The organism is Salinilacihabitans rarus, assembly GCF_024296665.1.
Classification (GTDB): Archaea; Halobacteriota; Halobacteria; order Halobacteriales; family Natrialbaceae; genus Salinilacihabitans; species Salinilacihabitans rarus.
The window spans coordinates 3,518,226-3,541,021 of record NZ_CP100762.1 but is presented as its reverse complement, the minus strand read 5'-3'; the positions used below and the strand labels follow the sequence as shown (position 1 = coordinate 3,541,021).

The window sequence follows — 22,796 nt, the reverse complement described above, 5'->3', positions numbered from 1 at the left end:
GTCGTGCAGGCTGACACTCGGGGTAACCGGAAGATTCAATTTTGATAATTGGAAACACCGTATCGATGTCACGTGGTGGTTGGAAGCACGAACCCGATTCGAGTGCGGTCCTCTCGGCGCTCGGGAGCAAGTACAGCGCCGAGATCCTCTGTGCCGCCGGAACGCCGAAGTCCGCGCAGGCGTTGAGCGAGGACATCGAGATCCCGATCGCGACCTGCTATCGGCGGATCGAGGAACTCGTCGACGCCGGCCTGCTCGAGTGTGAGGGGCGACGGCTCTCGGAGGAAGGACGCCGCACCAACATCTACCGGCGAACGGTCGACGAGATCGAGGTCGACTTCTCCGCGGAGACGCCCGAGTTCTCCCGCAAGCCGCGCACCGAGGCGAAAAACCGCCTCGAGGACAAACTCGAGAGCTGAGCGCGCGGCGGGCCGGGGGCGTTAAGTATTCTCCCAGTAATACCCGAGTATGGTTCAGCGAACAACCGGCGGCGACGCGTTCGTCGGGGCCCGACGCGTCCTCCACGTCGGCCGCGACCGTCCGATCCGGATCAGCGCCGGCCACCGTATCCGACACCACGACGGCAAGTGCGCCCGTCCCCACGGCCACAACTACGAGATCAGCGTCGCCGTCGAGGGCACCCTCTCCGAGAAGGGGTGGGTCGTCGACAAGGGAGATATTACCGACGTGATCGCCGAGTGGGACCACCGGTTCCTGCTCGAGGCCGGCGACCCGCTGATCGACGCCTTCGAGGCCAGCGGCGACGACGACGCCGTGGTCGTCCTCGACGCCCCGCCGACGGCGGAGGTGATGAGCGCCGTCCTCGAACGAAAGCTCGCCGACGCCCTCGGCGAGAACGTCGCCGCGGTCGCCGTGCAGGTACGCGAGACGAGCGAACTCTGCGGGGGCGGCCGGCTCTGAGATGCCGGCCTCCGAGACCCCCGGCGTGGCGGGCACGGATAGCCCCGAGGGCGACGCCCTGCCGATCAACGAACTGTTCGCCTCGCTGCAAGGCGAGGGGAAACTCGCGGGCGTCCCCTCGACGTTCGTCCGCACGAGCGGCTGTAACCTCCGGTGTTGGTTCTGCGACTCCGCTCACACCTCGTGGGAACCGACCCACGCGTGGCTCGCCGTCGACGACGTCGTCGACGAGGTCCGCTCGCGCGACCCCGACCACGTCGTCCTCACGGGCGGCGAGCCGCTGGTCCACGAGGCCAGCGTCGCCCTCCTCGAACGCCTCGACGCCCGCGGCTACCACGTCACCGTCGAGACCAACGGCACGATCCACCGCGAGGCGCCGATCGACCTCGCCTCGATCAGCCCGAAGCTCGCGAGTTCGACGCCGACGCCCGAGCGCGTCCCCGGCGGCGAGCACGAGGACGCGGCGCGGCGGTGGCAGCGGCGCCACGAGGCGGCGCGGATCGACCTCGACGCCCTCGCCGCGCTAATCGAGGACTACCCGTTCCAGCTGAAGTTCGTCGTGACCGACGCCGACGATGTGCCGGAGATCCGCGACCTGCTCGCGCGCCTCCGGGAGGCCGCCACGGCCCCGATCCGCGACGAGGACGTCCTCCTGATGCCCGAGGGGGCGACCCGCGAGCGACTGGCCGAAACGCGCGGCCGGGTCGCAGACCTCGCCCTGGAGCACGGCTTCCGGTACACGCCCCGCCTGCACGTCGACCTCTGGAACGACGCACCCGAAACCTGACGAGCGATCATGACCGACGCAAACTTCGCATCCGACGTACCGACCGACGACCGCAGCGCCGTCGTCCTCCTCTCCGGCGGCATGGACAGCGCGACGACCGCCTACGAGGCCCGCGAGCGGGGCTACGAGATCCACGCCCTGCACACCTCCTACGGCCAGCGCACCGAGGACCGCGAACGCGAGTGTGCCCGCCTGCTCGCCGACGACCTCGACGCCGCCGACTTCCTCCGCATCGAGACCGGCCACCTCGCCGCCGTCGGCGGTTCCAGCCTCACCGACGAGGGGACGCCGGTCGCCGACGCCGACCCCGACGGCGAGGGGATTCCAGACACGTACGTCCCGTTCAGGAACGCGAACCTGCTGTCGATGGCGGTCTCCTACGCCGAGGCCAGCGGCTGTTCGGCCGTCTTCGTCGGCGCCCACAGCGAGGACTTCGCGGGCTACCCCGACTGCCGCCCGGCGTTCTTCGAGGCCTTCGAGCGCGTCGTCGAGGTGGGGACGCGCCCCGAGACCGGGATTTCGATCGAGGCGCCGTTCGTCGAGGCCTCGAAGACCGACATCGCCGCCCGCGGCGTCGACCTCGGCGTGCCGTTCGAGCACACCTGGTCGTGCTACCGCGCCGAGGAACCCGCCTGCGGCACCTGCGACTCCTGTGCGTTCCGGCTGGAGGCGTTCCAGAATATCGGCGTCCGGGACCCGATCGCGTACGCCGAGCGGCCGTCGTACGGGGGACGCGAGTAGCGGCTCAGGCGTCCTCCGGCGGGTCCGCCTCGACCTCGACGTCCGGCTGCCGGCGCTCGCGCTCGACCGTCGTCACGTAGATGCCCGCGAGGACGACGACCCCGCCGACGACCGTGATCGCGTCCGGGACCTCCGCCAGCAGGACGAGCGCGAGCAGCGTCGCGCCGACGGGTTCGCCCAGCCACGCGACGCTCACGACCACCGATTCGAGGTACTTCAGCGTCCAGTTGACGACGGTGTGACCGAAGACGCCGGGGCCGACGGCCATCGCGAGGAAGAGCACCCACTCCCGCGGCGGGTAGGCGAGGTAGGCGTGGTCCCCCGCGCCGACGAGGACGAACAGCGCGAGCGCACAGGCCGAGTAGACGACGGTCACGTACGGGAACAGCGAGACCCGCTGGCGGATCGACCGCCCCGCGAGGACGTAGCCCGCGACGGTGATCGCGCCCAAAAGCGCGAGCGAGTTGCCGTACGGCGTCGCGTCCGAGAGCGGCGCCTCGCCGGCGTCGCCGAGCGACATCGCGGCGGCGCCCGCGATGGCGACGACCAGTCCGACGACGGTCTCGCGGCTCACGCGCTCGCCGAGCACGAGCGCCGCCCCCAGCGCGACGAAGATGGGCTGGGTCTGGACGATGGTCACGCTCGCGGCGACGCTCGTGTGGTTGAGGCTCTCGAACCACGCGGCGAAGTGGACCGCGAGCGCGACGCCCGCGACGACGGCGACGCCGAGGTCGCGGCGTTCGAGGCGGGCGAACTCGCCGGGGTGGCGGACGAACGCGACCGGCGCGACGATGGCCGTCGTGAACAGCACCCGGTAGAAGGCGGCGACGGAACTCGGCGCCTCGCTCCAGCGGACGAGGACGGCGCTCGTGCTCGCGGCGAAGACGGCGAACGCGAGCGCCACCGCGGGCGTCACTTCGAGGTCCGAGTCCGATCGCGAGCGCGCGTGCACGTCGGTCACCACGTTCCAGCCGCCCTAAAGGGGTGACGGAACCGGCAGCCGTGACCCGCGGCTCACTCCGCGGCGTCGGGCGTATCGAAGTCGTGGAACCGCTCGCCTTTCTCCTTGCTCAGCACGTCGAGGGCGGCCGCGGCGCCGTCGCCCGCGGAGATGACCGCCTGCCACTTCTGGGCGCGGGCGACCGCTCCCACGGCGTAGACGCCGTCGACGCTCGTCTCCATGTCGATGTCGACGGCGATCGTTCCCTCCGCGGTCGTATCGCAGCCGAGCCCTTCGAGGAGGTCCCGGTCCGTCCCCGTCGCGACGACGACGTAGTCGGCCTCGTACTCGCCGTCGTCGGTTTCGAGGAGGAAACCGTCCCTGGCCCGCTCGATGTCCGTCACCGCCTCGCCCTGTCGCCGCTCGGCGCCGAACGCCTCGACCTGCTCGCGGGCGTCCGCCACGAACGCCGTCCCGTCCTCGCTCTCGATGCCGAGGTAGTTGTACAGGTGCGCCCTGTGCATCCAGGTGTCGTCGGTGTCGAAGACGGTCGCCTCGAGGCCGTTCTTCGCGGCGAACAGCGCCGCGCTCAGGCCGGCGGGGCCGCCGCCGACGATTGCCACGTGCGTCATGTCGACGGCTCCAACGGCCCGACTGATAAATTGACATCCTCCCACCCCTAAAGGGGTGGGATTCCTCCGGTGGGGATGTTGGCTATGCCGTACCCACGGAGGCAAGTTTCCCGTCGCCGGTACTCTGGTTTGTGCGCTCCTCGTTGGGACTTGCCCTCTCGGGAGAGTGTGGTATCTCCGACCAGTTGTGGTCGTCCCACTTGAGGCGCACGGGCCGTGCCATCGACCCGACTTCGGATTCGCCAGCCTGTCGTTCGAGGAACGTCCGCGAAGCATCGAGGTCGGCGTGTCCCTCGTAGCCACACGAACACCGGAACAAGTCGCCGTCCCGCTCTGTATCGTCGCGCTCGCCACACACGGCACTCCGCCGTCGTGTATGCTTCTGACTCAACTTCGACCGTGATGCCGTACTCCTCGGCGGTCGTGGCGAGACGGTCGATGAACGAGCGATACGCCCAGAACTGGTGCGTTTTCTCGTTCACTCGCGGTGACCAATGTTCCGACAGCACATCGGCGAGGTCGCTCACATACACGGTGGCAACGCCCTCGTCGTACAGTCGTTCCATCAAGTCCCGGACGTGCGTCCTGTGCGTGGTCGCGCCGTCGCGTCCGTTTGCGGTACAACCGTCGAATCCGGCGACTGCTGTACCGGCCCTCGCGGAGTTTCGACTGCAAGCGGGCGATCTCCTCGGTGGTTTCGCGGAAGCGGGCGAACAGGTCGCGACCCTCGTAGAGGTACTGCTGGCCGGTCGTCGTTGTACAGGCGACGAGGTTGTTCGCGCCCACGTCCAAGGCAGCCGATTCATCGGCTAATGGAGAATCCCGTCGAGAATCAGGCACGGTGACGGGTTGAATGGCCCTGAACGTGTCGTCCACCTCGTCGTAGTACAGTTCCAACCGGCCCTGTTTGCCCTCCCACTTCGGGTCGCCAGCGACTTTGAGACGCAGTCGGTCGTGGTAGCCAAGGCCGTACTCGTCTTTGAGGTCTTGGCCGACGGGGATTTCGAGTCGGCTCCGTTCGCCGGTTTCGAGGGTGTACTGGTCGTTGCGGATGTACGTCTGCAATTCCCGCCCCTCGTCCTCGTTGCCCCAGTAGCCCGGCGGGGCGGTGTCCTCGCCGTCCTCTCGGACAGCGAAGAACGACCGCCACGCCTCGCTGTTCTTGCGGACGACCTGTTGGGCGGTGGCGGAGCCGAGGACTCCGACGTACTGCTTGCGGTAGTCGGCGGTATCCCACACCGACTCGCCGTCGAAGAGGTTCTGGCGACGTTCGTAGGTGAGTTCGTTCCACAGGCTGGCGGAGGCGTCCAACAGGTCGCGGAGCAGTTGCTCGTCCTGCTCGGAGAGCGGGCGCACCGCGAACGTGTTGGTTCGCCTCACGACAACAGACATTTGTAGTTTTACGTCTGAATGTCTTTTGGACACAGGCGATGCGACCGAACATCAACATCTCGCACACGTTGAACGGGCGCGTGAAAGACTACGCCGAACAGCAGGACGTGACCCTCGAAGAAGCCTATCGGGAGATTATCGAAGCAGGGTTGGAAGCGGTGGAACAACCAGACGAGTCGTAGCGCGCGGATTGCCCGAGCCATGCTGTCACTTACACCCACCCCTTCAGGGGTGGGTTTCCGCTCGCTACGTGTCACCCCCGCGGCGGGAGGCGGCGGCCGCGGTAGATCGCGGCCACCTCGTAGTCGACGTCCGTGAGGTCGACGACGTCGTCCTCGTCGAGGTCCTCGTGCTCGTAGCCCTCGGCGTACTCGCGAGCGGTCTCGGGGTCGGCGAACGGGCGCGGGTTGATCCGCATCGGGTCGTCGAGGACGCCCCCGTCGCGCACGAGGACGAACGACGCCTCGGCGCCGTCGACGAAGTCGCCCGTCTCGAAGTCGGTGACCCAGAGGCGGTCGATCGGCGCGTCGGGGCCGTCGTAGTACGCCGGGGCGACGTAGTAGGCGAAGGCGCAGCCGGTGGTGTCACAGAAGACGCCGGTGCCGTCCCCGTGGACGAGTTGCGCGTTCCAGTCGGGGTAGTCCGCCGCCGTCATGCTACAGACCGGACAGTTGTAGCTGTCTCCGACCTCGACCGGGCCGTCGCCCGGGTACTCGAAGAAGACGGATTCGAGTCGCTTGGCGTCGGAGTCGTCGGAGCCGTCGAGGCCGTCCGAATCCGTCCCCCCGGAGCCGCCGAAACACCCGGCGAGCGCGCCCGCGACGGTCGCGCCGACCGCCGCCGCGAACCGCCGCCTGTCCGTGCCGGTCATGGGGGACGATAGCGGCCCGGGGGGTAAAACGCGATTGGTCCCCGCCGGTCAGGCGTCGGGGCCTTCGAGAGCCTCCCTCGTGGCCCGGTGGCGGTGGCGAAACATCGGCTCGAACCCCAGCGTGGCGAGCGGGCCGACCGCCTCGCCGAGGCCGCCGAGGGGCAGTTCGTACTCGACGCGGTCGCGGACGACCGTCCGGTCGCCGTCGGCGTAGAAGGCGTGGGTGTGCTCCCAGCGATCGAAGGGGCCGTAGACCATCTCGTCGCGGAAGTACGCCGCGCCGTCGGCGCGCTCGCGCTCGGTGATGACCGAGGTCCACCCCTGTCGCGGGCCGATCCCGAACGGCCGGACCGAGAGGTCGACCTCCGATCCGGCCGCGAGCACGTCGGGGTCGCGCTCGCCGTCGGGGCCGACCGCCGCCTCGACGCGCAGCCGCATCCACGCGGGCGTCAGCGCCTCCAGCCCCGAGAGTCGCGAGTGAAACTCCCAGACGGATTCGAGCGGGGCGCTGACGGTCGTCACGCGCTCGTAGGTCGGCATACTCGAACTACGTGCCGGCGGACCAAAGCTCCGGGGGCCGACGCCGGTCGCGAGCCGGTCACTTGAGCCGCTCCTGGAGGAACGAGGGGTGGGCGGCGGTGACGCCTTCGATCTCGAGGATCCGGTTCGAGATGATCTCGCCGAGTTCGTCGCCGTCGGCGGCACGTACCTCGGCCATCAGCATGTGGTCGCCACTGGAGCTGTACAGCGCCTCGATCTCGGGGAGTTCCTTGAGTTCCTTCGTCGCCTCGACGTAGCGCTCGCTGGCGACGTCGATCCCCACGAGCGCGATGGTCTGGCTGGAGAGCTTCTTCGGATCGACGTCGGCGGAGTAGCCGACGATGACCCCCTCGTCTTCGAGTTTGTTGATGTACTTGCGGACCGTGGGTTTCGAGACGTCGGCCCGACTCGCGATCTCGGCGTAGGAGGCTTGCGCATCCTCTTCGAGCACCTCGAGGATGCGATCCTGCGTGGAACGGCTGCTCATGTCGTACTGTTTTGCTCCGGCGGAAAAATATCTTTTGTATCCGAAAACGACGGAACCGTCGCGGAAACTGTCGTTGCGGCACCGCGCTAGCGGACGGCGAACCGACCGTCGCACTTATGCACGCGTCGGGCCGACACCCGTCGATGGCCGGACTCGAACTCGTCAGCGGCGCCGTCTGGCTGGCCTGCGGGCTCGCGATCTGGTACCTCGGTTACCTCATCGCCGTCCGCGGCCGGGTCGACCTCCACGCGAACTACGACGAGTCGGTCGAGCCCGCGTACGCCGCCCGCTGGGCCGGCGGCACGGCCCTGCTGATGGGCACGCTCGTCGTCGCCTACGCCGTCCGCGAGGCGCTGTTCGGCTGGAACGCGACCGCGCTGACCGGGTTGCTCGTCGCGTTGCTCGTCGGCAGCTACCTCTCGACGCTGTTCGCCCGGGGCTGGCCCGCGGGCCGGGGCCGCCGTTCCGGATCGGAGCGTGACCGCTCGTGAGTTCGCGACCCAAAAAGTAAAGCGGCGACGGTTACTTGTGGCGGTCGAGCAGGTCGTAGCTACGCTCCCACTCGGCGTCGTCGTCGAAGTAGCGCTCGGCCAGGGGCTGCTCGGGCAGTTCGCCCAGTCCCAGCTTCTCCTCCTCGTAGGAGGGGCTCTCCTCGTCGACGTAGTAACGACCCGTGAGAACCTCGCCCTCGTAGAGGGCGTTCTCGGTCTCGAACATCATCTCCTGGGCCTCCCGGCGGTCGGTGACGTCGAAGTCGTAGTCGTCGGACTCCTGGACGTCGATGTACGGGACGTACTGGCGGGCGTCCTTGTTCCACGTCGGACACTGGGTGAGGAAGTCGATGTGGGCGAAGCCGTCGTGCTCGATGGCCTCCTTGATGATCTCTTTGGCCTGATTCGGGTTGACCGCGGCCGTGCGTGCGACGTAGGTCGCGCCGGCGTTCAGCGACAGCGACAGCGGGCGAATCGGCGACTTCGCGCTGCCCTGTGGCTGGGTCTTCGACTTGTGGCCCTTCGGACTCGTCGGCGAGGTCTGGCCTTTCGTCAGGCCGAAGACCTCGTTGTTGAACACGATGTAGGTGACGTCGTGGTTCTCCCGGGCCGTGTGGATGAAGTGGTTGCCGCCGATGCCGTAGCCGTCGCCGTCGCCGCCGGCGGCGACGACCTCGAGTTCGGGGTTTGCCAGCTTCGCGGCGCGGGCGACCGGCAGCGGGCGGCCGTGGATGGTGTGGAAGCCGTACGTGTCGAGGTAGCTGTTCAGCTTGCCCGAACAGCCGATGCCCGTCACCGTCAGCACTTCCTCCGGCGACTTTCCGACTTCCGGGAGGGCCTGCTTCAGCGCCTTGAGGACGCCGAAGTCGCCACAGCCCGGACACCAGGTCGGCTGGGGCTCGACACCGGGCGTGAACTCGTCACGGTCGATGTCGCGTTCTTCTCCGATTGCACTGAATGCACTCATGGTTAGTCTCCTGCGGCGGGTTCGATCCGCACCTGTGCGGTCGGCTCCTCGTCCGAACCCTCGACGTTGAGCTCGTACCCTTCGACGATCTCGGCGGGTTCGAACGGGTTCCCGTTGTACTTCAGCAGGCTGGTCAGCTTCTCGCCGAAGCGGCCGAGTTCCTTCTGGATCAGCCCGCGGAACTGCGCGGTGGCGTTCATCTCGACGACCATCGCCTGGTCGACGCTCTCGAGGAACTCGACCATCTCGGTCTCGGGGAACGGCATCATGTCGGAGACGCCGACGCCTTTTACGGCGTGTCCCTGCGCGTTCAAGCGCTCGACGGCCTCCTCGACGGCGCCCTGTGAGGTCCCCCACGTGACGATGCCGAAGTCGGCGCCCTCGTCGCCGAAGTACGTCTGGTTCGACTCGCGCTCGTCGAGGTCCTCGCGGATGTGTTCGAGCTTCTCGAGACGGCGTTCCATCTGGTAGACCCGGTTGTCCGGGTCCTCGCTGATGTGGCCGACGGGGCTGTGCTCGTTACCCGTCGCGAGGTAGCGCCCGCCCTTCTGGCCGGGCAGCGAGCGCGGTGCGACGCCGTCCTCGGCGTCGGCGTAGTTGAAGCGCTTGAACTTGCCGGAGGCGTCGTGGGCGGCCTCCTTGAGTTCCGCCTCGGAGAGCGTCGAGCCGAGGTCCGGGGCGGGCTCGCGGTCGAAGAAGCTGACCGGGACGTTCGTGTTCTCGCCCGACAGCTTCTGGTCGTAGATGACGATCGACGGGATCTGGTAGTCGTAGGCGATCTCGAAGGCGGTGCGGGTCTGCTCGTAGGCCTCGGCGACGGTGCCGGGCGCGAAGACGACCCGCGAGGAGTCGCCCTGACTCGTGTAGAGGACGTGTTCGAGGTCGCCCTGCTCGGGTTTGGTCGGCATCCCCGTCGAGGGGCCGGCCCGCATCGCCTCGACGAGCACGATCGGCGTCTCGGTCATCTCCGCGAGGCCGAGCGGTTCGCTCATCAGCGCGAACCCGCCGCCCGAGGAGCCGGACATGGCCTTCGCGCCGGCGTGGCTCGCGCCCACGGCGAGCGCGGCCGCGGCGATCTCGTCCTCGACCTGTTCGGCGACGCCGCCCATGTCGGGGAAGTTCTGGCTGAGGATGGTGAACACGTCCGTCCACGGCGTCATCGGGTAGCCGGAGATGAACCGACAGCCGGCGTCGATCGCGCCGTAGGCGATGGCGTTCGACCCCGACAGCAGCGCCTGCTCCTCGTCGTGTTCGCCCCCGGGGATCCGGAGTTCGTGGTCGGTGTCGAACTCCTCCTCGACGAGGTCGTAGGCGTCGTGGAGGATCTCGAGGTTCGGTTCGAGGATCTTCTCCGGCATCGCGTCCTCCATCAGGTTCTCGATGTGCTCGAGGTCCATCTCGAGCAGCGCCGCCGTGACCCCCACGCCCGCGGTGTTGCGCATGACCTCGCGGCCGTGCTCTTTCGCCAGCGAGCGGAGGTCGACGGGGAAGACGTGCCAGCCGTTCTCCTCGGCGCGCGCCTCGAGGTCGAGGTCGGCGACCTCCTCCTCGTCGAGGAGCCCGGAGTCGTAGACGATGACCCCGCCTTCGCGGAGTTCGTCGAGGTTCTCCGAGAGCGGCTTGATCTCCTCGTTGCCGTAGTAGGCCTCCTCCTGTGGGTTGCGGGCGAACGAGTCGCCCAGCGCCAGCAGGAAGTTGTAGCCGTCGCCCCGTGACTGTACCTCGTGGCCCGCCGCGCGGATCTCGACGTACGTGTGGCCACCGCGAATCCGCGACGGATAGTGCCGGTGGGTGAAGACGTCCAGACCCGAACGCATCAGGGCCTTCGCGAAGTTCTGGCTCGTCGAGTCGATTCCGTCGCCGGAACCGCCTGCGATTCGCCAGATGAGTTCATCGTCGCTCATAGGTGGGTAGGCGGCCTCGTTGGCCGGCGGTACCCGAAATTTTGCGCTAGCGGACCTAAAGCCTTTGCTATACATTACCAAGAATCTTTCGTGAAGAATGAACGACCTCGCCAGCTCGAACGTCGCGAGCGCCGCAATTGTACGAAAAACCAGTTGAGAATTGTACGGAACGTGTCGGGCAAAACGACAGTTCGATGGCAGCGTCGGCTACTCGTCCCGGGGGTTGCTCGGGTGGTAATCGGTGTCGTACTCGCCGGGCCGGCCGTCGACGCGGTCGGGGTTGATCCGTCCGGACAGCAACATGAAGTCGACGAGCGTCAGCGCGAGCATCGCCTCGACGACGGGTACCCCCCGCGGCGGCAGGACCGGGTCGTGGCGGCCGATCACCTGTGCGTCCTCGATCACTTCGCCGGTCTCCCAGTCGACCGTCCGCTGTTCTCTGGGGATCGACGTCGGCGCGTGCAGGGTCACCTCGCCGTAGATCGGTTCGCCCGAGGAGATCCCGCCCTGAATGCCGCCGTGGTCGTTCTCGGCGGGTCTGGGGTCGCCGTCGGGGCCGAACTCCCAGTCGTCGTTGCGCTCGGACCCCGCGTACTCGCGGGCCTCGCGTCCGAGGCCGAACTCGAAGGCCGTCGCCGCGGGGACCGCCATCATCGCCTGCCCGAGTCGGGCGGACAGCGAGTCGAACCGCGGCGCCCCGAGGCCGACGGGGACGCCGCGGGCCTCGAAGTAGATCGACCCGCCGATGGAGTCGCCCTCCCGCTGGTACTCCTCGACGAGTTCCTGCATCCGTTCTGCGGTCTCGGGGTGGGCACAGCGAACGTCGTTCTCCTCGCTGCGGGATTTGAGCGCCTCGAAGGACACGTCGGGGGCCTCGACGTCGCCGATCCCGTTGACGTGGGCCTTGAGTTCGACCCCCTCCAGCGCCAGTAGCTTCTTCGCGATGGCGCCCGCGGCCACCCAGTTGACCGTCTCGCGCGCGGAGGAGCGCCCGCCGCCGCCCCAGTTTCGGGTGCCGAACTTCGCCGAGTACGTGAAGTCGCCGTGCGAGGGGCGAGGGGCGGTGACGAACGGCTCGTACTTGCCCGAGCGGGCGTCCTTGTTCTCGATCACCATTCCGATCGGCGTCCCCGTCGTGTAGCCGTCCTGAATCCCCGACTCGATCGAGACCGCGTCGGGTTCCCCCCGGCTGGTCGTGATCTGCGACTGGCCCGGCTTCCTGCGATCGAGGTCCGCCTGAATCTCCTCCTCGGAGAGTTCGAGACCCGCCGGACACCCCGAGACGGTACACCCCATCGCCTCCCCGTGGCTCTCGCCGAACGTGGTCACCTGAAAGAGGCGACCGAAGCGGTTGCCGTTCATTACCCCGCCCTCGGGGACGGGAGCACTTATGGGTGCAGGATAGCGCAAGATCCGGCGCGAGTCGTCGAAATCGGCGGCGACGCGACGGCGCCGCCGTAGCTAAAACGCGGCTTTCAGCTTGGGGTACAGCTTACCCGACGCCCTCGGTGTATCGAACCATGCGATCGAATCGACGACGGTTCCTGGGGCTCTGTGCGGCCGGTGCCGGCGCGTCCCTCGCCGGGTGCGCCGCGCCGGCCGGGCGGACGACCGGCCTCGCGCGCGGCGAGAAGGTCGACGACTGGCAGTTCGACCCCGACGCCCTCGAGCGCGGCGGGTGGAACGTCTCGCTGAGCGGGGGAGGCGGCCCGGAGACCGCCGCGGACGGCGTCGCGGTCGACGCCGAGTTCAGCGCGTCCGGCCACGAGGCCGTCGGCCTCGCGGCCGGCGGCGCCGCCGACGTCTCGACGTTCCGGCGCAACGTCCGTGAGGGCTACCTGCCGACCCCCGAGAGCGTCAGCTACGAGGGACTGTTCCACGAGTACTACTTCGACACCGGCGGCGACGGCGCCTGCTCGTCGCTGTTCTGTCCCGCGTACACGCCCGCCGTGTCGCCCGACCCCCTCTCCGGGGAGCCCGAACGCTACCTCTCGGTCGGCCTCGACTCGGGGCTCTCGCAGTCGGCGTTCGAGCGGCCACCCCTCAACCTCGTGATCGTCCTCGACGTCTCCGGGTCGATGAGCGCCAGTTTCAGCGAGTACTACTACGACGAGCACGGGAACGAGGTGGAGGTCGACGAGGACGATCCGCGGCCGAAGATCGACGTCGCGACGGACGCGCTGGCCGCCCTGACCGAACACCTGCGCCCCGACGACCGCCTCGGCGTCGTCCTGTTCAACCGGGAGGCCCACCTCGCGAAGCCGCTCCGGACGGTCGGGAAGACGGACATGGACGCCATCCGGGACCACATCCGGGAGGACGTCGTCGCCGCCGGCGGCACGAACGTCTCCGCCGGCCTGAAAGAAGCGGAGGCCCTGATGGCCGAGTACGAGCACGAGGCCGGCGAGGAGTACGAGAACCGCTCGATCCTGCTGACCGACGCCCAGATCAACGCCGGCGAGACGGACGCCGACGAACTCGGGCGAGGGCTCACGGAGAACGCAGAGCGGGGCCACCACACCACGGTCGTCGGGATCGGCGTCGACTTCAACGCCGACCTGATCGACCGGCTGACGTCGATCCGCGGCGCGAACTACTACAGCGTCTACACGGAGGCCGACTTCCGGCGGCGCCTCGACGACGAGTTCGAGTACCTGATGACGCCGCTCGTCTACGACCTCTCGCTGGAACTCGACGCCGACGGCTGGGAGATTTCGCAGGTGTACGGCACCACCGCCGCCGACGAGACGACCGGGGAACTCATGCGCGTCCACACGCTGTTCCCCTCGCCCCGAACCGACGGCGAGGCGAAAGGCGGCGTCGTGCTGGTGGGGGTCGAGCCGACCGGCGACCCGACCGACGAGACGCTCGAACTGGAGGCGAGTTGGGAGACCCGCGCCGGCGAGCGGGGCTCGACCGTCGAGACCGTCGCGTTCCCCGACGGCGAGGAGACGTACGGCAACGATGCCGTCCGAAAGGCGATCCTGCTGGCCCGGTACGCCGACCTGCTGAAGGAGTGGGCCGTCCACGAGCGCGAGGGCGAGGGCGACGCCGAGGACGGTATCGAACCGCCCGAACCCGACGGACTGGGGCGGTGGGAACAGCGGTCCGACCCGTTGACCGTCTCCGAGCGCTACGAGACGCGGTTCGACCGTTTCCGGGCCCACTTCGACGAGGAGGCGTCGGCCGTCGGCGACGAGACGCTCGAACGGGAACTCGAACTGCTCGACGCGATCCTCGAATCGGCGTAGCCGCGACCGTCCGAGGGTTTATCCCCGATACCGCGGCCAACCACGGCGTGCCCCGACGGTCGCCCCGGCGCGGCCCGCCCAGCGCGACGCACCGCGTCGGACCGCCGCTCGCGTCGCCTCCGCCCTACCGCAGCGCGTCCAGCCGCGCCGCCGCGAACGGCACCAGCATCTCCTCGCGCGTGAGCCCGCCGTGCATCCCGACCGACGCCATCTCCCGCCACCAGACGCCGCGGTTCCGGTGGACGGCGATCAGGTCGCCACACCGACGGTCGAACGGCGGCGAGGGCGTCCCCGGCCCGAACAGCCCGCGGTCGAGCGCCTCCTCGCGGGTGAACGTACGCGCGTCGAGGTTCGCCTCGACGATCCCGCGGGCCTCCGCCAGCCGGTCGGGCCGCACGTGGAAGTGGACGTTCCGCGGGCTCCCGGTCGGCAGCCGCGGCTCGCCGGCCGCGTCGCGTCGGAACGTCCCCCGGAGGGCCGGCCAGTCGTCCAGCCCCGTCAGGTCGACGTTCTCCGCGGGCACGGTGTCGACGATGCCGTGGTCGGCCGTCACCAGCAGCAGCGTCCGCTCGGCCACCGCCGGATCGAGGCGGTCGACCAGTTCGCGGCGAAGCCGGTCGAGGATCGCCCCGAGGTTCGCCCGGTACCGCTCGCCGCCCGTCCCCTCTGCGTGCGAGATCGCGTCGATCGTCGGCTCGTAGGCGTAGACGTACGTCTTTCCCGACGCGTCTTCGAGCGTCCGCCGGATCGACAGCGCGAGGTCGGCGACGGTGTCGTAGCCGATCCGCTCCGCGCCGGCGGTCGTCGCCCGCGTGTAACCCGAGTCGACGAATTTCGCGGGCTGGATCGCGTACGAGTCGATCCCCGCGTCGTTCGCCCGGCCGTACAGCGGCGTCCCCCCGAACAGCTCCGTCGCCTCGGACGCCGGCGACGCCGCCGCGAGCGGATCGCCGTCGAGGGTCGCGAACGGGAGCGTCTGGACGATCCGTCCCGCCGACTCGAGGTACTGGAACCAGCCGAGCAGTCCGTGTTCGACGGGCGACAGGCCGGTGTGGACCGTCGTGATCGCGGCGGCCGTCTCGGAGGGGTAGATCGACGTCAGCGGCGTCACCGTCCCGCGGTCGGCGAGCGACGAGAGGAGAGCGTGCTCGTCCCGGTGGCGCGTCCAGCGCTCGTAGCCGAAGCCGTCGAGCAGGAACAGGACGACGTGGTCGACGCCGAGGTCGACGCCGTCGAAGACGTCCGCGGGGAGGCGTCGCTCGAAGGCGTCGTCGAGGACCGACAGCGCCGTCTCGGGGACGTTCGAGAAGCAGTAGTCCTCGTAGGCGGGAAACCAGTAGTCGCCGTCGGCGCGCTCGGCGAGCGACCGCTCGACGCGATCACGCGACATGGATCGTCGTACGCGCTCGCGGCGGAAAAGTCGACGGCCGGGTCGTCCGCGATCCACTCACTCGTCGCGCTCGACGCTCGCGCCGAGGTCGTACAGCACGTCGAAGAAGCCCGGGAAGGAGACGTCGACGTGCTCGGCCCCGTGGATCGTCGTCGCGCCGTCGGCCGCCAGCGCGGCGACCGCGAGCGACATGACGATCCGGTGGTCGCCGCGGCCGTCGACGGTCGCCCCCGAGAGCGACGACTCGCTCCCGTGGACCGTCAGCGAGTCGCGCTCCTCGGTCGTCTCGACGCCCATCTTCCCGAGTTCCGCGGCCATCGCGCTCACGCGGTCGGTCTCCTTGAAGCGGACGTGTTCGGCGTTCGTAATGCGGGTGTCGCCGTCGGCGACGGCGCCGAGGGTCGCCACCGTCGGCAGCAGGTCCGGCGTGTCCTCGACCGAGACCTCGATCCCGTCGAGGGCGCTCCGGGCGACGTCGACGACGCCCTCGTCGCGGCGCCAGTCGACGTGGGCGCCCATCCGTTCGAGGATTTCGAGGATGGCGCTGTCGCCCTGCGCGCTCGGGCGGGCGCCCTCGACGCGGACCGCGTCGTCGCCCGCGACGGCGCCCGCGGCCGCGAGGTAGGAGATCGACGAGAAGTCGCCGGGGACGCGGTACTCGCCGCCGGTCGGCGCGTACGACTGGCCGCCGTCGACCGCGAACCCGGCGTCGGTGTGGCTGGCGTCGACGCCGAACGCCCCGAGCACCTCGATCGTCACGTCGACGTACGGCGCGGACTTGAGGGGCGTTTCGAGGTCGATCTCGATTCCCTCGTCGGTGACGGCGCCGGCCATCAGCAGCGCCGAGACGTACTGCGAGGAGACGTCGCCGGGGATCGAGGTCGCGCCGCCGGAGACGGGGCCGGTGACCACGAGGGGGGCCTGCCCGTTCCCGCGGGTGCTGAACGCCTCGCCGCCGAGGTCCGCGACGGCTTCGAGCAGCGGCCCCTGCGGCCGCGAGCGCAGCGACTCGTCGCCGGTGAGGACCGACGTGCCGTCGGCCAGCGCCGCCGTCGCGGTGACCAGTCGCATCGTCGTCCCGCTGTTGTCGCAGTCGATCACGTCCGCCGGGACGCCGGGGCGGCCGCCGAAGCCGTCGACGGCGAGGGTGCCGTTCTCGGCCCGGGTCACGTCGCCGCCGAACAGGTCGACGGCGCGGGCGGTCGCGCGCGTGTCGGCGCTCCAGAGGGGGTCGCGGACGGTCGCGCCGTCGGCGTAGCCCGCCGCGAGGATCGCGCGGTGGGTGTAGCTCTTCGACGGCGGCGCCCGCGCCGTCCCGCGAACGTGCGAGGGCTCGATGGTGACGTCCATGGTCGATGCCTCGCAGGGGCCACGTAATACGGTACCGGTGGGGGTAGAATTCCGTCCGATCCGCCGGAATCCGCGCAGTTATCAGTTGTTGGCAATGTGATCTACTTTATTCAGTCTGACCGACTGGGACACTGCGGAATCCTTGCCGGTCATTGTTCGTTTGTCAGTGCTCCGACTTCCGGTTTTCTATCCGTTTCTTGACGTTAGTTTCATCTGGAGTGACTGGCTTCACTCGAAGCTCTCCGAAGCCGTACTTCGAGTGATTCCCGACGCGGGTGAGTCCGGACATCGCGGTCTCCACCGGACGGTCGCCATCGTAGCCGACGACCACGCCGTGATCGACCGTCTCCAACTCGTATACGTCGCCGCCCTCGATGACCTTCTCCAGGCGGTGGCGCAGCTGCGCTTCGTCGTCTACGCTCCACCACCAGGGAACGTCCACGTTGTTCGCCTTCGGGTACTCCGACTGGAGGACGAACGGCGTCACAAGTTCGAGGATGAACGCCTCGCCGTCTTCGAGACGCGAGTAGTCCAGTACCTCCAGGTCAACGACCTGCGTGTCTTTCAGCGTGGTCGTCCCGTAGCCGTAGTTCCGTTTGCCTCCGAACTGGAGGCCGTCAAGCACGTCCTCGCCGAGGGGTAGAACGTCCAGGTCATCGGCGTGCAGGTAGGCGTTCACGTACCAGCGCGTGGTCTGCTGCTGTTTCCGAGCGTCGTCGGGCCGGCCCATGATCGTCTCGTGAGCCAGCGCGGGCATCCCGCTCTGGAACCGGATGTCGTGGGCGTTCAGCCCGTCGCGGGGCCGAGTATCGAGCAGCCACGGGTGGTCGGGATGCCGGAAGAGGAACAGGTCGTCGTAGCTCTCCACGTCGGGGAGCGACGACCCCATGTACGGTCGAATCCCGCTCTGCGAGTACTCTTTCGGGAACGTCCCGAACTGGCCGGGCACGAACATCCCGTGGCTGGCGTTGATATGCTGGTGGACGTCGTGCTCCAGCAACATCCCGAGCGCGTGGTAGATCGCGTTCCCCGAGACGTAGTAGGGATGCCCGAGGTAGTCCATGTCGAGTTCCCAATGAACTCGTTGAATGCGGGCCATTAGCTCTCCCTCCGGGTTTCGAGATCCTCGATGTACTGGAGTGCAGTGCTCCAACTCCAGATCCGCCGGAGGTTCGCATCGAGAACCATGTCGTGCTTGTCGTGATTGACGTCGAGCGGGTGCGCGGTGAGGCGCTTCCACGCCGACGCCCACGACCGCCACGGGCGGCTTCCAAGGCGCGCCCACGGCTGGCCGTCGGCGTCCTCGTCGATTCGGAGCGCGAAGCGGTCGCCCGCGTAGACCGTCCGGTGGGCCACGATCTCCTCGGCATCGTCCACGACCAGAAGAAGATCGGCGAACTCGTGACCGGCGCGGTAGTTGTCCAAGAGTGCCGCCACGAGCAGCGTGTGGTACTTCAAGCTCGTGTACGGGTAGTAGATGCTCTCGTTGAAGCCGCTCGCTACGTCCGACGTGAGCCACGCCCGATGCATCGCCTCGGGGTCGGTGCCCGTCAGCAGATCGCTGATGGCCTCAGAGAGATGGGGGCGTGAGAACTCCTCCGAGTCGTAGTGAGAGTCGCCCGTCAGCAGCGAGAGCCGGTAGTGCGTCTCGTGGTTGTCCACAGTCTGTTCGGGCTTCCCGTTGGGACGCGAGAGCGCCGACGCGTCGCCGTCCGCGCCGTGTGGGACGGTCTGGTTCACCGGGACGCCGTGGAAGGTGTCCGGCGCGTAGTCGTGCGTCTCGCCGTTGAGCTTGTGAGCGTCGTGGCGGTAGGCCGCGACCATCACGTTCTGACCGCCGTCGCCCTGGAAGTCGCTGAGGGTAGCACTCTCGCCCATCTACGACCCCTCTTCGATACGCTCTTCCAGCGCCTCCACGAACGCTGGGCGGTACTCTTCAGCCCACTGGTCGTCTTTCTCGTTCATCTTGTTCGTGTTGCCCTTCCCGCGGTCGAAGACGCGCTTCAGTTCGCGTTCCTCGTACAGCGGATTGATGAGGTGGCAATCGACGATCCCTGCGCCGAAGTTGCGCGCGCCACCGAGCTGGTGCATGAAGTTCGTCTTGTGCTCATCGAGGAAGTCGATCCCCTCCGCGAGCAGACCGATGAACTCGGGCTTCGTCTCCCGGAACGAGAGATGCCAGCAGCCGTCCAGATTGGCGACGGCGTCTACTGCGGCGTTCCGTAGCGGTTCTCGGTTGTCCTCCCGGTTGCGGGAGACGACGTTCCGGTTCAGCCGGCGGTAGTGGCCTTCGGCCTGCCCACGTGTGTAGTCCACGCTGGAGCGGACGGGGTTAAACTTGATCGGGCGACGCATCACCTTTCCCGGCTGGTTGCCGAAGCCGCCGAAGAGGTCGAAGACCACGCAGCCGTTGTCTTCTTTGGGGTCATCGACGCACGCGCCTTTCTCGTGGTAGCCGTCGGCGAGATCGCGGTCGTAGACCTCTTCTTTCATGAAGTTCGCGTTGGCCTCTCCAGGATGGCAGGCGGTGCCGTCGTACTCGTGAACGACGCGCTCCATCCCATGGCGAAGCCAGCCCGAGAGCGGAAAGGCGGGGATGATACCGCCAATCTGGTTCTGCGGGTCGTCGTCCTCGTAGTTGCCGTTCGAGGCGTGGTGTCTGTCGGTCATGATGCTGTCACCGACCACCAGCAGGTCTGTCCGGATTCGCACGAACACGTCCCGGTCGATGTCTTCAATCATGGTAACCCGGTTTCGAGACCTTATCACATTTAAGGGTCAGCGAGTACCGAGTGCGTTCTTCAGCGCGTCGAGAGAGCCGTATGCGCCGCCACCCATGTGCTGCTGGCGGATCAGGTCGTTCGTTCCCACCACCGTCCCGGTATTCACCAGTGATCTTCTCGCAGGGGTGTTCCACCTCCTCCGGTTTTGTCTTCGCGTTGGCTCCAAGCAGTTCCCGATAGAGCGGTTCACTGTCGTCGGACAGCAGCAGGATATCCATCTGCGCTATCTCGTCTAACAGCTTCAGCCCGATGCCTTCATCTGGTTTTGGAGTCGAGTTCTTCATGCTTCGTGTGCTCCACGAAGCGCGGGGTCGGTGCCTTCAACACCGGCCTCGTTTTCAACCATCCCGCGCTTCTCAGCCACATCTCTATTGGCCATCAACTTAGAACTTAGCATTATAGCAAACTATTTGCTATGATGCAAAGTCAGGTTGCTATGGTGCTAACGTAGAAGTAGATGGTCTCTGAATCACGGTACGTGAGCAAATACCGAGCCATTATGACAACGACTGACCGTGAGAGAATTACCGGTGAGGTTACTGTATCTGATGAAAAACGATACCAGGCAATCCATCGTGTGCGTAGCAGAATCGAAGAGTTGGAGACAGATGTCGATGTTCTCGCGGAACATCACCCAGAACTCCTCGAAGAGCTACGGAACGTTGTCTGTGACGAGGGGTGACTGATTACGAAGTAACGACTTGGGCGAAACATCAGCTTACAGTATTAACCGTAGACTCTTATTCGAGGAAGAAGGCGGTCGTTTCTATTTCCAGTCAGAATACGCCGTGATGGATACAAGACGCGTATGCAGCAGACGATATAGCTGGCTCGTTCGAACCAGCTACGTCAACAACTGTTGAATTAATCGCAAGCCGGGTACGGTCTTGTTCGCACTTCCTCGTATAGCACATTCGCTGGCGGCTCTCGAAACCACCCAACTTCTTCGATTTCGCCTTCACGAGGCCGTGGGTCTCCAGACACGTACTCCCCGTGGAAGATCACGATTGGTGCGTGGATAGGGGGCACGTCTGTGTTGTCAGGTCGGTGCGTTATGATATGTACCTCGCAAAGGCCCGTCAGTCGGCACTGGACACCTGTTTCTTCCCGGACTTCTCGTTTTGCGCCCTCTTCGAAGGATTCACCACCCTCTACTTTCCCCCCAGGGTCAGACCAGCCTTCATCCCCTTCGTTACGTACCAGTAAAACCGCCCCTGGTTCATTCGTGATCCATACACCTGCACCCCCAAAGCCCCCTTGCTCAAACCGTTCAACGATGCCTCGGTACGTTGATAATGAGACGTTCCACGTCTTCTCAATTCGCTCAAAATCACCATACTCTGCACTGAGAGCCTGAAGGTGAGACTCTACTTTGTGTATACTTCGCTCGGAGATATCCATCTGTGCTACTCGATAATTGTGCAACGTAATTGAATGGTCCCACTTCTAGATGAAGGTTCAAGATGGCAATTCAGAGGCATCACTCAAGCGGAGATGCTGGAAGAAGACAAGGAGTGGGATGACTTCCGATGGGGTGTCGGCGACGTCAAGGACGGACGCGACTACATGTTTGTGCTACCGGAAGAGAAGAAGTCACGCCTCCAGAAAGAGGACTTCGACGACCCGACCGACGCGCTGACGCAGTTCTACACCAACCGCGACCCGCGAGAATTCGCCACCAAGGAGCGAAACGGCGCGGAGGTACTGGCTGAGAAATTCCGTGGCAGATGGGGGTAGAGACCTCATATCGAGTGATCAAGAATCGGTTTCTGCCACAGTCCGGATCGAGTCAGATCGAACACCGAATGTTCCTGTTCGGCTACGCGGTGCTGCTGTACAACATGTGGACGGTGGCGAACGCGATTGGTGCCGACCGAGACGACGATCACGACCTCAGTGAGGACGGGGAATACTGGAAGGCCATCGTATTCCTGAGTAACATGATTGACGACTCGGGTTTACTCGAAATCGGGGAAGTTCCTGAGGGAGAATTATCAGAATTCAGTGAGATAATTTGGAAGGATTTTACCTGAAGTTCAGCGTCTGAAAGAGGTCGTCCCGGCGGCACCCTCAAACTGAATAACATCACCCACATTGCCAACAACTGTTATGTGCCGCCCGGCCACACTGCCGGCCATGGACGTCGACCTCTCGCCCCTGCGCGAGTTCCTCGACGCGGAGGGACTGGACGGCTATCTCATCGACGACGACGCCTCGGACGCCGACCAGCGGTACGTCTCGGGCTTCTCGGCGCCCGACCCCTACCAGACGCTGGTGACCGACGACGGCGTCCACCTGCTGGTGTCGGGCCTCGAGTACGGCCGGGCGACGAAGGAGGCCGACGCCGACACCGTGACCCGGACGTCGGCGTACGACTTCCAGGAACTGCGCGAGGAGTACGGCCCCTACGAGGCGAAGGCACGCGGCCTCGCGGCCTTCCTCGACGACCACGGCGTCGACTCGGTCGCGGTGCCGCGGACGTTCCCGACGGGGACCGCGGACGGCCTCCGCGAGCAGGGGGTCGCCGTGACCGTCGAACCGGAGGGAATCGTCGCCGACGTGCGCGCGGTCAAGACCGACGAGGAGGTCGCGTGGATCCGCGAGACGCAGGCGGCCAACGAGGCCGCGATGGCCGTCGCCGAGGGGCTGATCGCGGGCGCGGACGTCGAGGACGGCGTCCTCGTCCGCGACGGCGAACCGCTGACGAGCGAGCGGGTGAAAACGGAGATAGAGATCGAACTCCTCCGGCACGGCTGTGCGCTCGACGAGACCATCGTCGCCTGCGGGGCCGACGCCGCCGACCCCCACGACCGCGGTAGCGGACCGCTCGAACCGAACTCGCCGATCGTGATCGACATCTTCCCGCGGGACAAGGAGACGAAGTACTTCGGCGACATGACCCGGACGTTCGTCCGCGGGGAGCCAGGCGAGGAGGTGAAACGGCGCTACGAGGTCACGCGGGAGGCGTTCGAGGCCGCCCTCGAAGCCGTCGAGGCGGGGGTCACCGGCGCGGCCGTCCACGACGCCGCCTGCGACGTGATCGAGGACGCCGGCTACGACACCCTGCGCAGCGACCCCGACGCGGAGACGGGGTTCATCCACAGCACGGGCCACGGCGTCGGCCTCGAAGTCCACGAGCCTCCGAGCGTGTCGCCGGTCGGGGAGGAACTCGAACCCGGCCACGCGATCACGATCGAGCCCGGACTCTACGACCCCGACGTCGGCGGGGTACGGATCGAGGACCTCGTCGTCGTCACCGAGGACGGCTACGAGAACCTCACCGACTACCCCGTCTCGATCGAGCCAGTCGAGCGGTGAGGACGCGACGAACGTTCAGCAACGCTTACGT

26 protein-coding genes and 1 pseudogene are annotated in these 22,796 nt (G+C 66.9%); 11 read left to right on the top strand and 16 right to left on the bottom strand.

From position 1 onward, the window contains the following. Nucleotides 1-65 precede the first annotated feature (65 nt). From NKG98_RS18535 to queC, 4 genes are read left to right on the top strand one after another with little or no spacing between them, the layout of a single operon-like run. Nucleotides 66-419, top strand: coding sequence for a winged helix-turn-helix domain-containing protein (locus NKG98_RS18535; protein ID WP_254767608.1), 354 nt, complete (start codon nucleotides 66-68; stop codon nucleotides 417-419). A gap of 49 nt (nucleotides 420-468) precedes the next feature. Beyond that, nucleotides 469-921, top strand: a complete 453-nt coding sequence (locus tag NKG98_RS18530) for a 6-pyruvoyl trahydropterin synthase family protein (protein ID WP_254767607.1) — start codon at nucleotides 469-471, stop codon at nucleotides 919-921. Nucleotide 922: 1 nt separating this feature from the next. Further along, a complete protein-coding gene (locus NKG98_RS18525; RefSeq protein WP_254767606.1) occupies nucleotides 923-1,708 on the top strand; it encodes a 7-carboxy-7-deazaguanine synthase QueE in 786 nt (261 codons plus the stop codon). 9 nt (nucleotides 1,709-1,717) lie between these two features. Next, the gene (queC, locus tag NKG98_RS18520) at nucleotides 1,718-2,449 is read left to right on the top strand and encodes a 7-cyano-7-deazaguanine synthase QueC (RefSeq protein WP_254767605.1); all 732 of its coding nucleotides are present in this window, start codon (nucleotides 1,718-1,720) and stop codon (nucleotides 2,447-2,449) included. 4 nt (nucleotides 2,450-2,453) lie between these two features. On the opposite strand, the gene NKG98_RS18515 is transcribed toward queC, so the two are convergent. The 3 genes and pseudogenes from NKG98_RS18515 to NKG98_RS18505 form a co-directional block, all read right to left on the bottom strand. Further along, the gene (locus NKG98_RS18515; RefSeq protein ID WP_254767604.1) at nucleotides 2,454-3,401 is read right to left on the bottom strand and encodes a DMT family transporter; all 948 of its coding nucleotides are present in this window, start codon (nucleotides 3,399-3,401) and stop codon (nucleotides 2,454-2,456) included. 62 nt (nucleotides 3,402-3,463) lie between these two features. Next, on the bottom strand, nucleotides 3,464-4,021 hold the full coding sequence (locus tag NKG98_RS18510; RefSeq protein WP_254767603.1) for an NAD(P)/FAD-dependent oxidoreductase: 558 nt from the start codon (nucleotides 4,019-4,021) through the stop codon (nucleotides 3,464-3,466). 82 nt (nucleotides 4,022-4,103) lie between these two features. Further along, nucleotides 4,104-5,401 (bottom strand): annotated as a pseudogene (locus tag NKG98_RS18505) (RNA-guided endonuclease InsQ/TnpB family protein). Between the two features lie 50 nt (nucleotides 5,402-5,451). Here NKG98_RS18505 and NKG98_RS18500 point away from each other — a divergent pair. Then, nucleotides 5,452-5,595: a hypothetical protein gene (locus NKG98_RS18500; RefSeq protein WP_254767602.1), complete on the top strand. Its 144-nt coding sequence runs from the start codon at nucleotides 5,452-5,454 to the stop codon at nucleotides 5,593-5,595. 71 nt (nucleotides 5,596-5,666) lie between these two features. Here NKG98_RS18500 and NKG98_RS18495 read toward each other — a convergent pair whose 3' ends face one another. Genes NKG98_RS18495 through lrpA1 form a run of 3 tightly spaced genes read right to left on the bottom strand, consistent with a single transcriptional unit; the run spans nucleotide 5,667 to nucleotide 7,311 of the window. After that, nucleotides 5,667-6,284: a nitrous oxide reductase accessory protein NosL gene (locus NKG98_RS18495; protein ID WP_254767601.1), complete on the bottom strand. Its 618-nt coding sequence runs from the start codon at nucleotides 6,282-6,284 to the stop codon at nucleotides 5,667-5,669. A gap of 48 nt (nucleotides 6,285-6,332) precedes the next feature. Then, the gene (locus tag NKG98_RS18490) at nucleotides 6,333-6,824 is read right to left on the bottom strand and encodes an SRPBCC family protein (RefSeq protein ID WP_254767600.1); all 492 of its coding nucleotides are present in this window, start codon (nucleotides 6,822-6,824) and stop codon (nucleotides 6,333-6,335) included. A 58-nt stretch (nucleotides 6,825-6,882) separates the two neighbouring features. Next, nucleotides 6,883-7,311, bottom strand: coding sequence for an HTH-type transcriptional regulator LrpA1 (gene lrpA1, locus NKG98_RS18485; RefSeq protein ID WP_254767599.1), 429 nt, complete (start codon nucleotides 7,309-7,311; stop codon nucleotides 6,883-6,885). A gap of 143 nt (nucleotides 7,312-7,454) precedes the next feature. Here lrpA1 and NKG98_RS18480 point away from each other — a divergent pair, with 143 nt between their 5' ends. Continuing rightward, nucleotides 7,455-7,802: a hypothetical protein gene (locus tag NKG98_RS18480; protein WP_254767598.1), complete on the top strand. Its 348-nt coding sequence runs from the start codon at nucleotides 7,455-7,457 to the stop codon at nucleotides 7,800-7,802. Nucleotides 7,803-7,833: 31 nt separating this feature from the next. Here the strand turns inward: NKG98_RS18480 and NKG98_RS18475 are convergent, their stop codons facing one another. The 3 genes from NKG98_RS18475 to aroC form a co-directional block, all read right to left on the bottom strand. Continuing rightward, on the bottom strand, nucleotides 7,834-8,769 hold the full coding sequence (locus NKG98_RS18475) for a thiamine pyrophosphate-dependent enzyme (protein WP_254767597.1): 936 nt from the start codon (nucleotides 8,767-8,769) through the stop codon (nucleotides 7,834-7,836). Between the two features lie 2 nt (nucleotides 8,770-8,771). After that, complete coding sequence (locus NKG98_RS18470; RefSeq protein WP_254767596.1) at nucleotides 8,772-10,673, bottom strand: 2-oxoacid:acceptor oxidoreductase subunit alpha; 1,902 nt, start codon at nucleotides 10,671-10,673, stop codon at nucleotides 8,772-8,774. A 207-nt stretch (nucleotides 10,674-10,880) separates the two neighbouring features. Next, nucleotides 10,881-12,035 (bottom strand): chorismate synthase, encoded by a 1,155-nt coding sequence (gene aroC, locus NKG98_RS18465; protein ID WP_254767595.1) that lies wholly within the window; start codon nucleotides 12,033-12,035, stop codon nucleotides 10,881-10,883. 158 nt (nucleotides 12,036-12,193) lie between these two features. On the opposite strand from aroC, the gene NKG98_RS18460 reads away from it, so the two are divergent. Next, nucleotides 12,194-13,924 (top strand): vWA domain-containing protein, encoded by a 1,731-nt coding sequence (locus tag NKG98_RS18460; protein WP_254767594.1) that lies wholly within the window; start codon nucleotides 12,194-12,196, stop codon nucleotides 13,922-13,924. A 124-nt stretch (nucleotides 13,925-14,048) separates the two neighbouring features. On the opposite strand, the gene NKG98_RS18455 is transcribed toward NKG98_RS18460, so the two are convergent. From NKG98_RS18455 to NKG98_RS18430, 6 genes are all read right to left on the bottom strand, one after another. After that, a complete protein-coding gene (locus NKG98_RS18455; protein WP_254767593.1) occupies nucleotides 14,049-15,314 on the bottom strand; it encodes an alkaline phosphatase family protein in 1,266 nt (421 codons plus the stop codon). A gap of 57 nt (nucleotides 15,315-15,371) precedes the next feature. Then, on the bottom strand, nucleotides 15,372-16,664 hold the full coding sequence (gene aroA, locus NKG98_RS18450) for a 3-phosphoshikimate 1-carboxyvinyltransferase (RefSeq protein WP_254767592.1): 1,293 nt from the start codon (nucleotides 16,662-16,664) through the stop codon (nucleotides 15,372-15,374). 163 nt (nucleotides 16,665-16,827) lie between these two features. Further along, nucleotides 16,828-17,763 (bottom strand): hypothetical protein, encoded by a 936-nt coding sequence (locus NKG98_RS18445; protein ID WP_254767591.1) that lies wholly within the window; start codon nucleotides 17,761-17,763, stop codon nucleotides 16,828-16,830. Further along, on the bottom strand, nucleotides 17,763-18,542 hold the full coding sequence (locus NKG98_RS18440; RefSeq protein ID WP_254767590.1) for a DUF8168 family protein: 780 nt from the start codon (nucleotides 18,540-18,542) through the stop codon (nucleotides 17,763-17,765). The genes NKG98_RS18445 and NKG98_RS18440 overlap by 1 nt, the downstream gene beginning before the upstream one ends. Beyond that, a complete protein-coding gene (locus NKG98_RS18435; RefSeq protein WP_254767589.1) occupies nucleotides 18,543-19,406 on the bottom strand; it encodes a hypothetical protein in 864 nt (287 codons plus the stop codon). After that, nucleotides 19,399-19,731 (bottom strand): hypothetical protein, encoded by a 333-nt coding sequence (locus NKG98_RS18430; RefSeq protein WP_254767588.1) that lies wholly within the window; start codon nucleotides 19,729-19,731, stop codon nucleotides 19,399-19,401. The genes NKG98_RS18435 and NKG98_RS18430 overlap by 8 nt, the downstream gene beginning before the upstream one ends. A gap of 215 nt (nucleotides 19,732-19,946) precedes the next feature. Here NKG98_RS18430 and NKG98_RS18425 point away from each other — a divergent pair, with 215 nt between their 5' ends. Continuing rightward, nucleotides 19,947-20,129, top strand: a complete 183-nt coding sequence (locus NKG98_RS18425; RefSeq protein WP_254769501.1) for a hypothetical protein — start codon at nucleotides 19,947-19,949, stop codon at nucleotides 20,127-20,129. A 182-nt stretch (nucleotides 20,130-20,311) separates the two neighbouring features. Here NKG98_RS18425 and NKG98_RS18420 read toward each other — a convergent pair whose 3' ends face one another. Further along, nucleotides 20,312-20,848 (bottom strand): NUDIX hydrolase, encoded by a 537-nt coding sequence (locus NKG98_RS18420; RefSeq protein ID WP_254767587.1) that lies wholly within the window; start codon nucleotides 20,846-20,848, stop codon nucleotides 20,312-20,314. Nucleotides 20,849-20,941: 93 nt separating this feature from the next. On the opposite strand from NKG98_RS18420, the gene NKG98_RS18415 reads away from it, so the two are divergent. The 3 genes from NKG98_RS18415 to NKG98_RS18405 all read left to right on the top strand — a co-directional run bounded on the left by NKG98_RS18415 (nucleotide 20,942) and on the right by NKG98_RS18405 (nucleotide 22,765). Beyond that, nucleotides 20,942-21,184: a hypothetical protein gene (locus NKG98_RS18415; protein ID WP_254767586.1), complete on the top strand. Its 243-nt coding sequence runs from the start codon at nucleotides 20,942-20,944 to the stop codon at nucleotides 21,182-21,184. A gap of 68 nt (nucleotides 21,185-21,252) precedes the next feature. Beyond that, nucleotides 21,253-21,480 (top strand): hypothetical protein, encoded by a 228-nt coding sequence (locus NKG98_RS18410; RefSeq protein WP_254767585.1) that lies wholly within the window; start codon nucleotides 21,253-21,255, stop codon nucleotides 21,478-21,480. Nucleotides 21,481-21,583: 103 nt separating this feature from the next. Next, a complete protein-coding gene (locus tag NKG98_RS18405; protein WP_254767584.1) occupies nucleotides 21,584-22,765 on the top strand; it encodes a M24 family metallopeptidase in 1,182 nt (393 codons plus the stop codon). Nucleotides 22,766-22,796 lie beyond the last annotated feature (31 nt).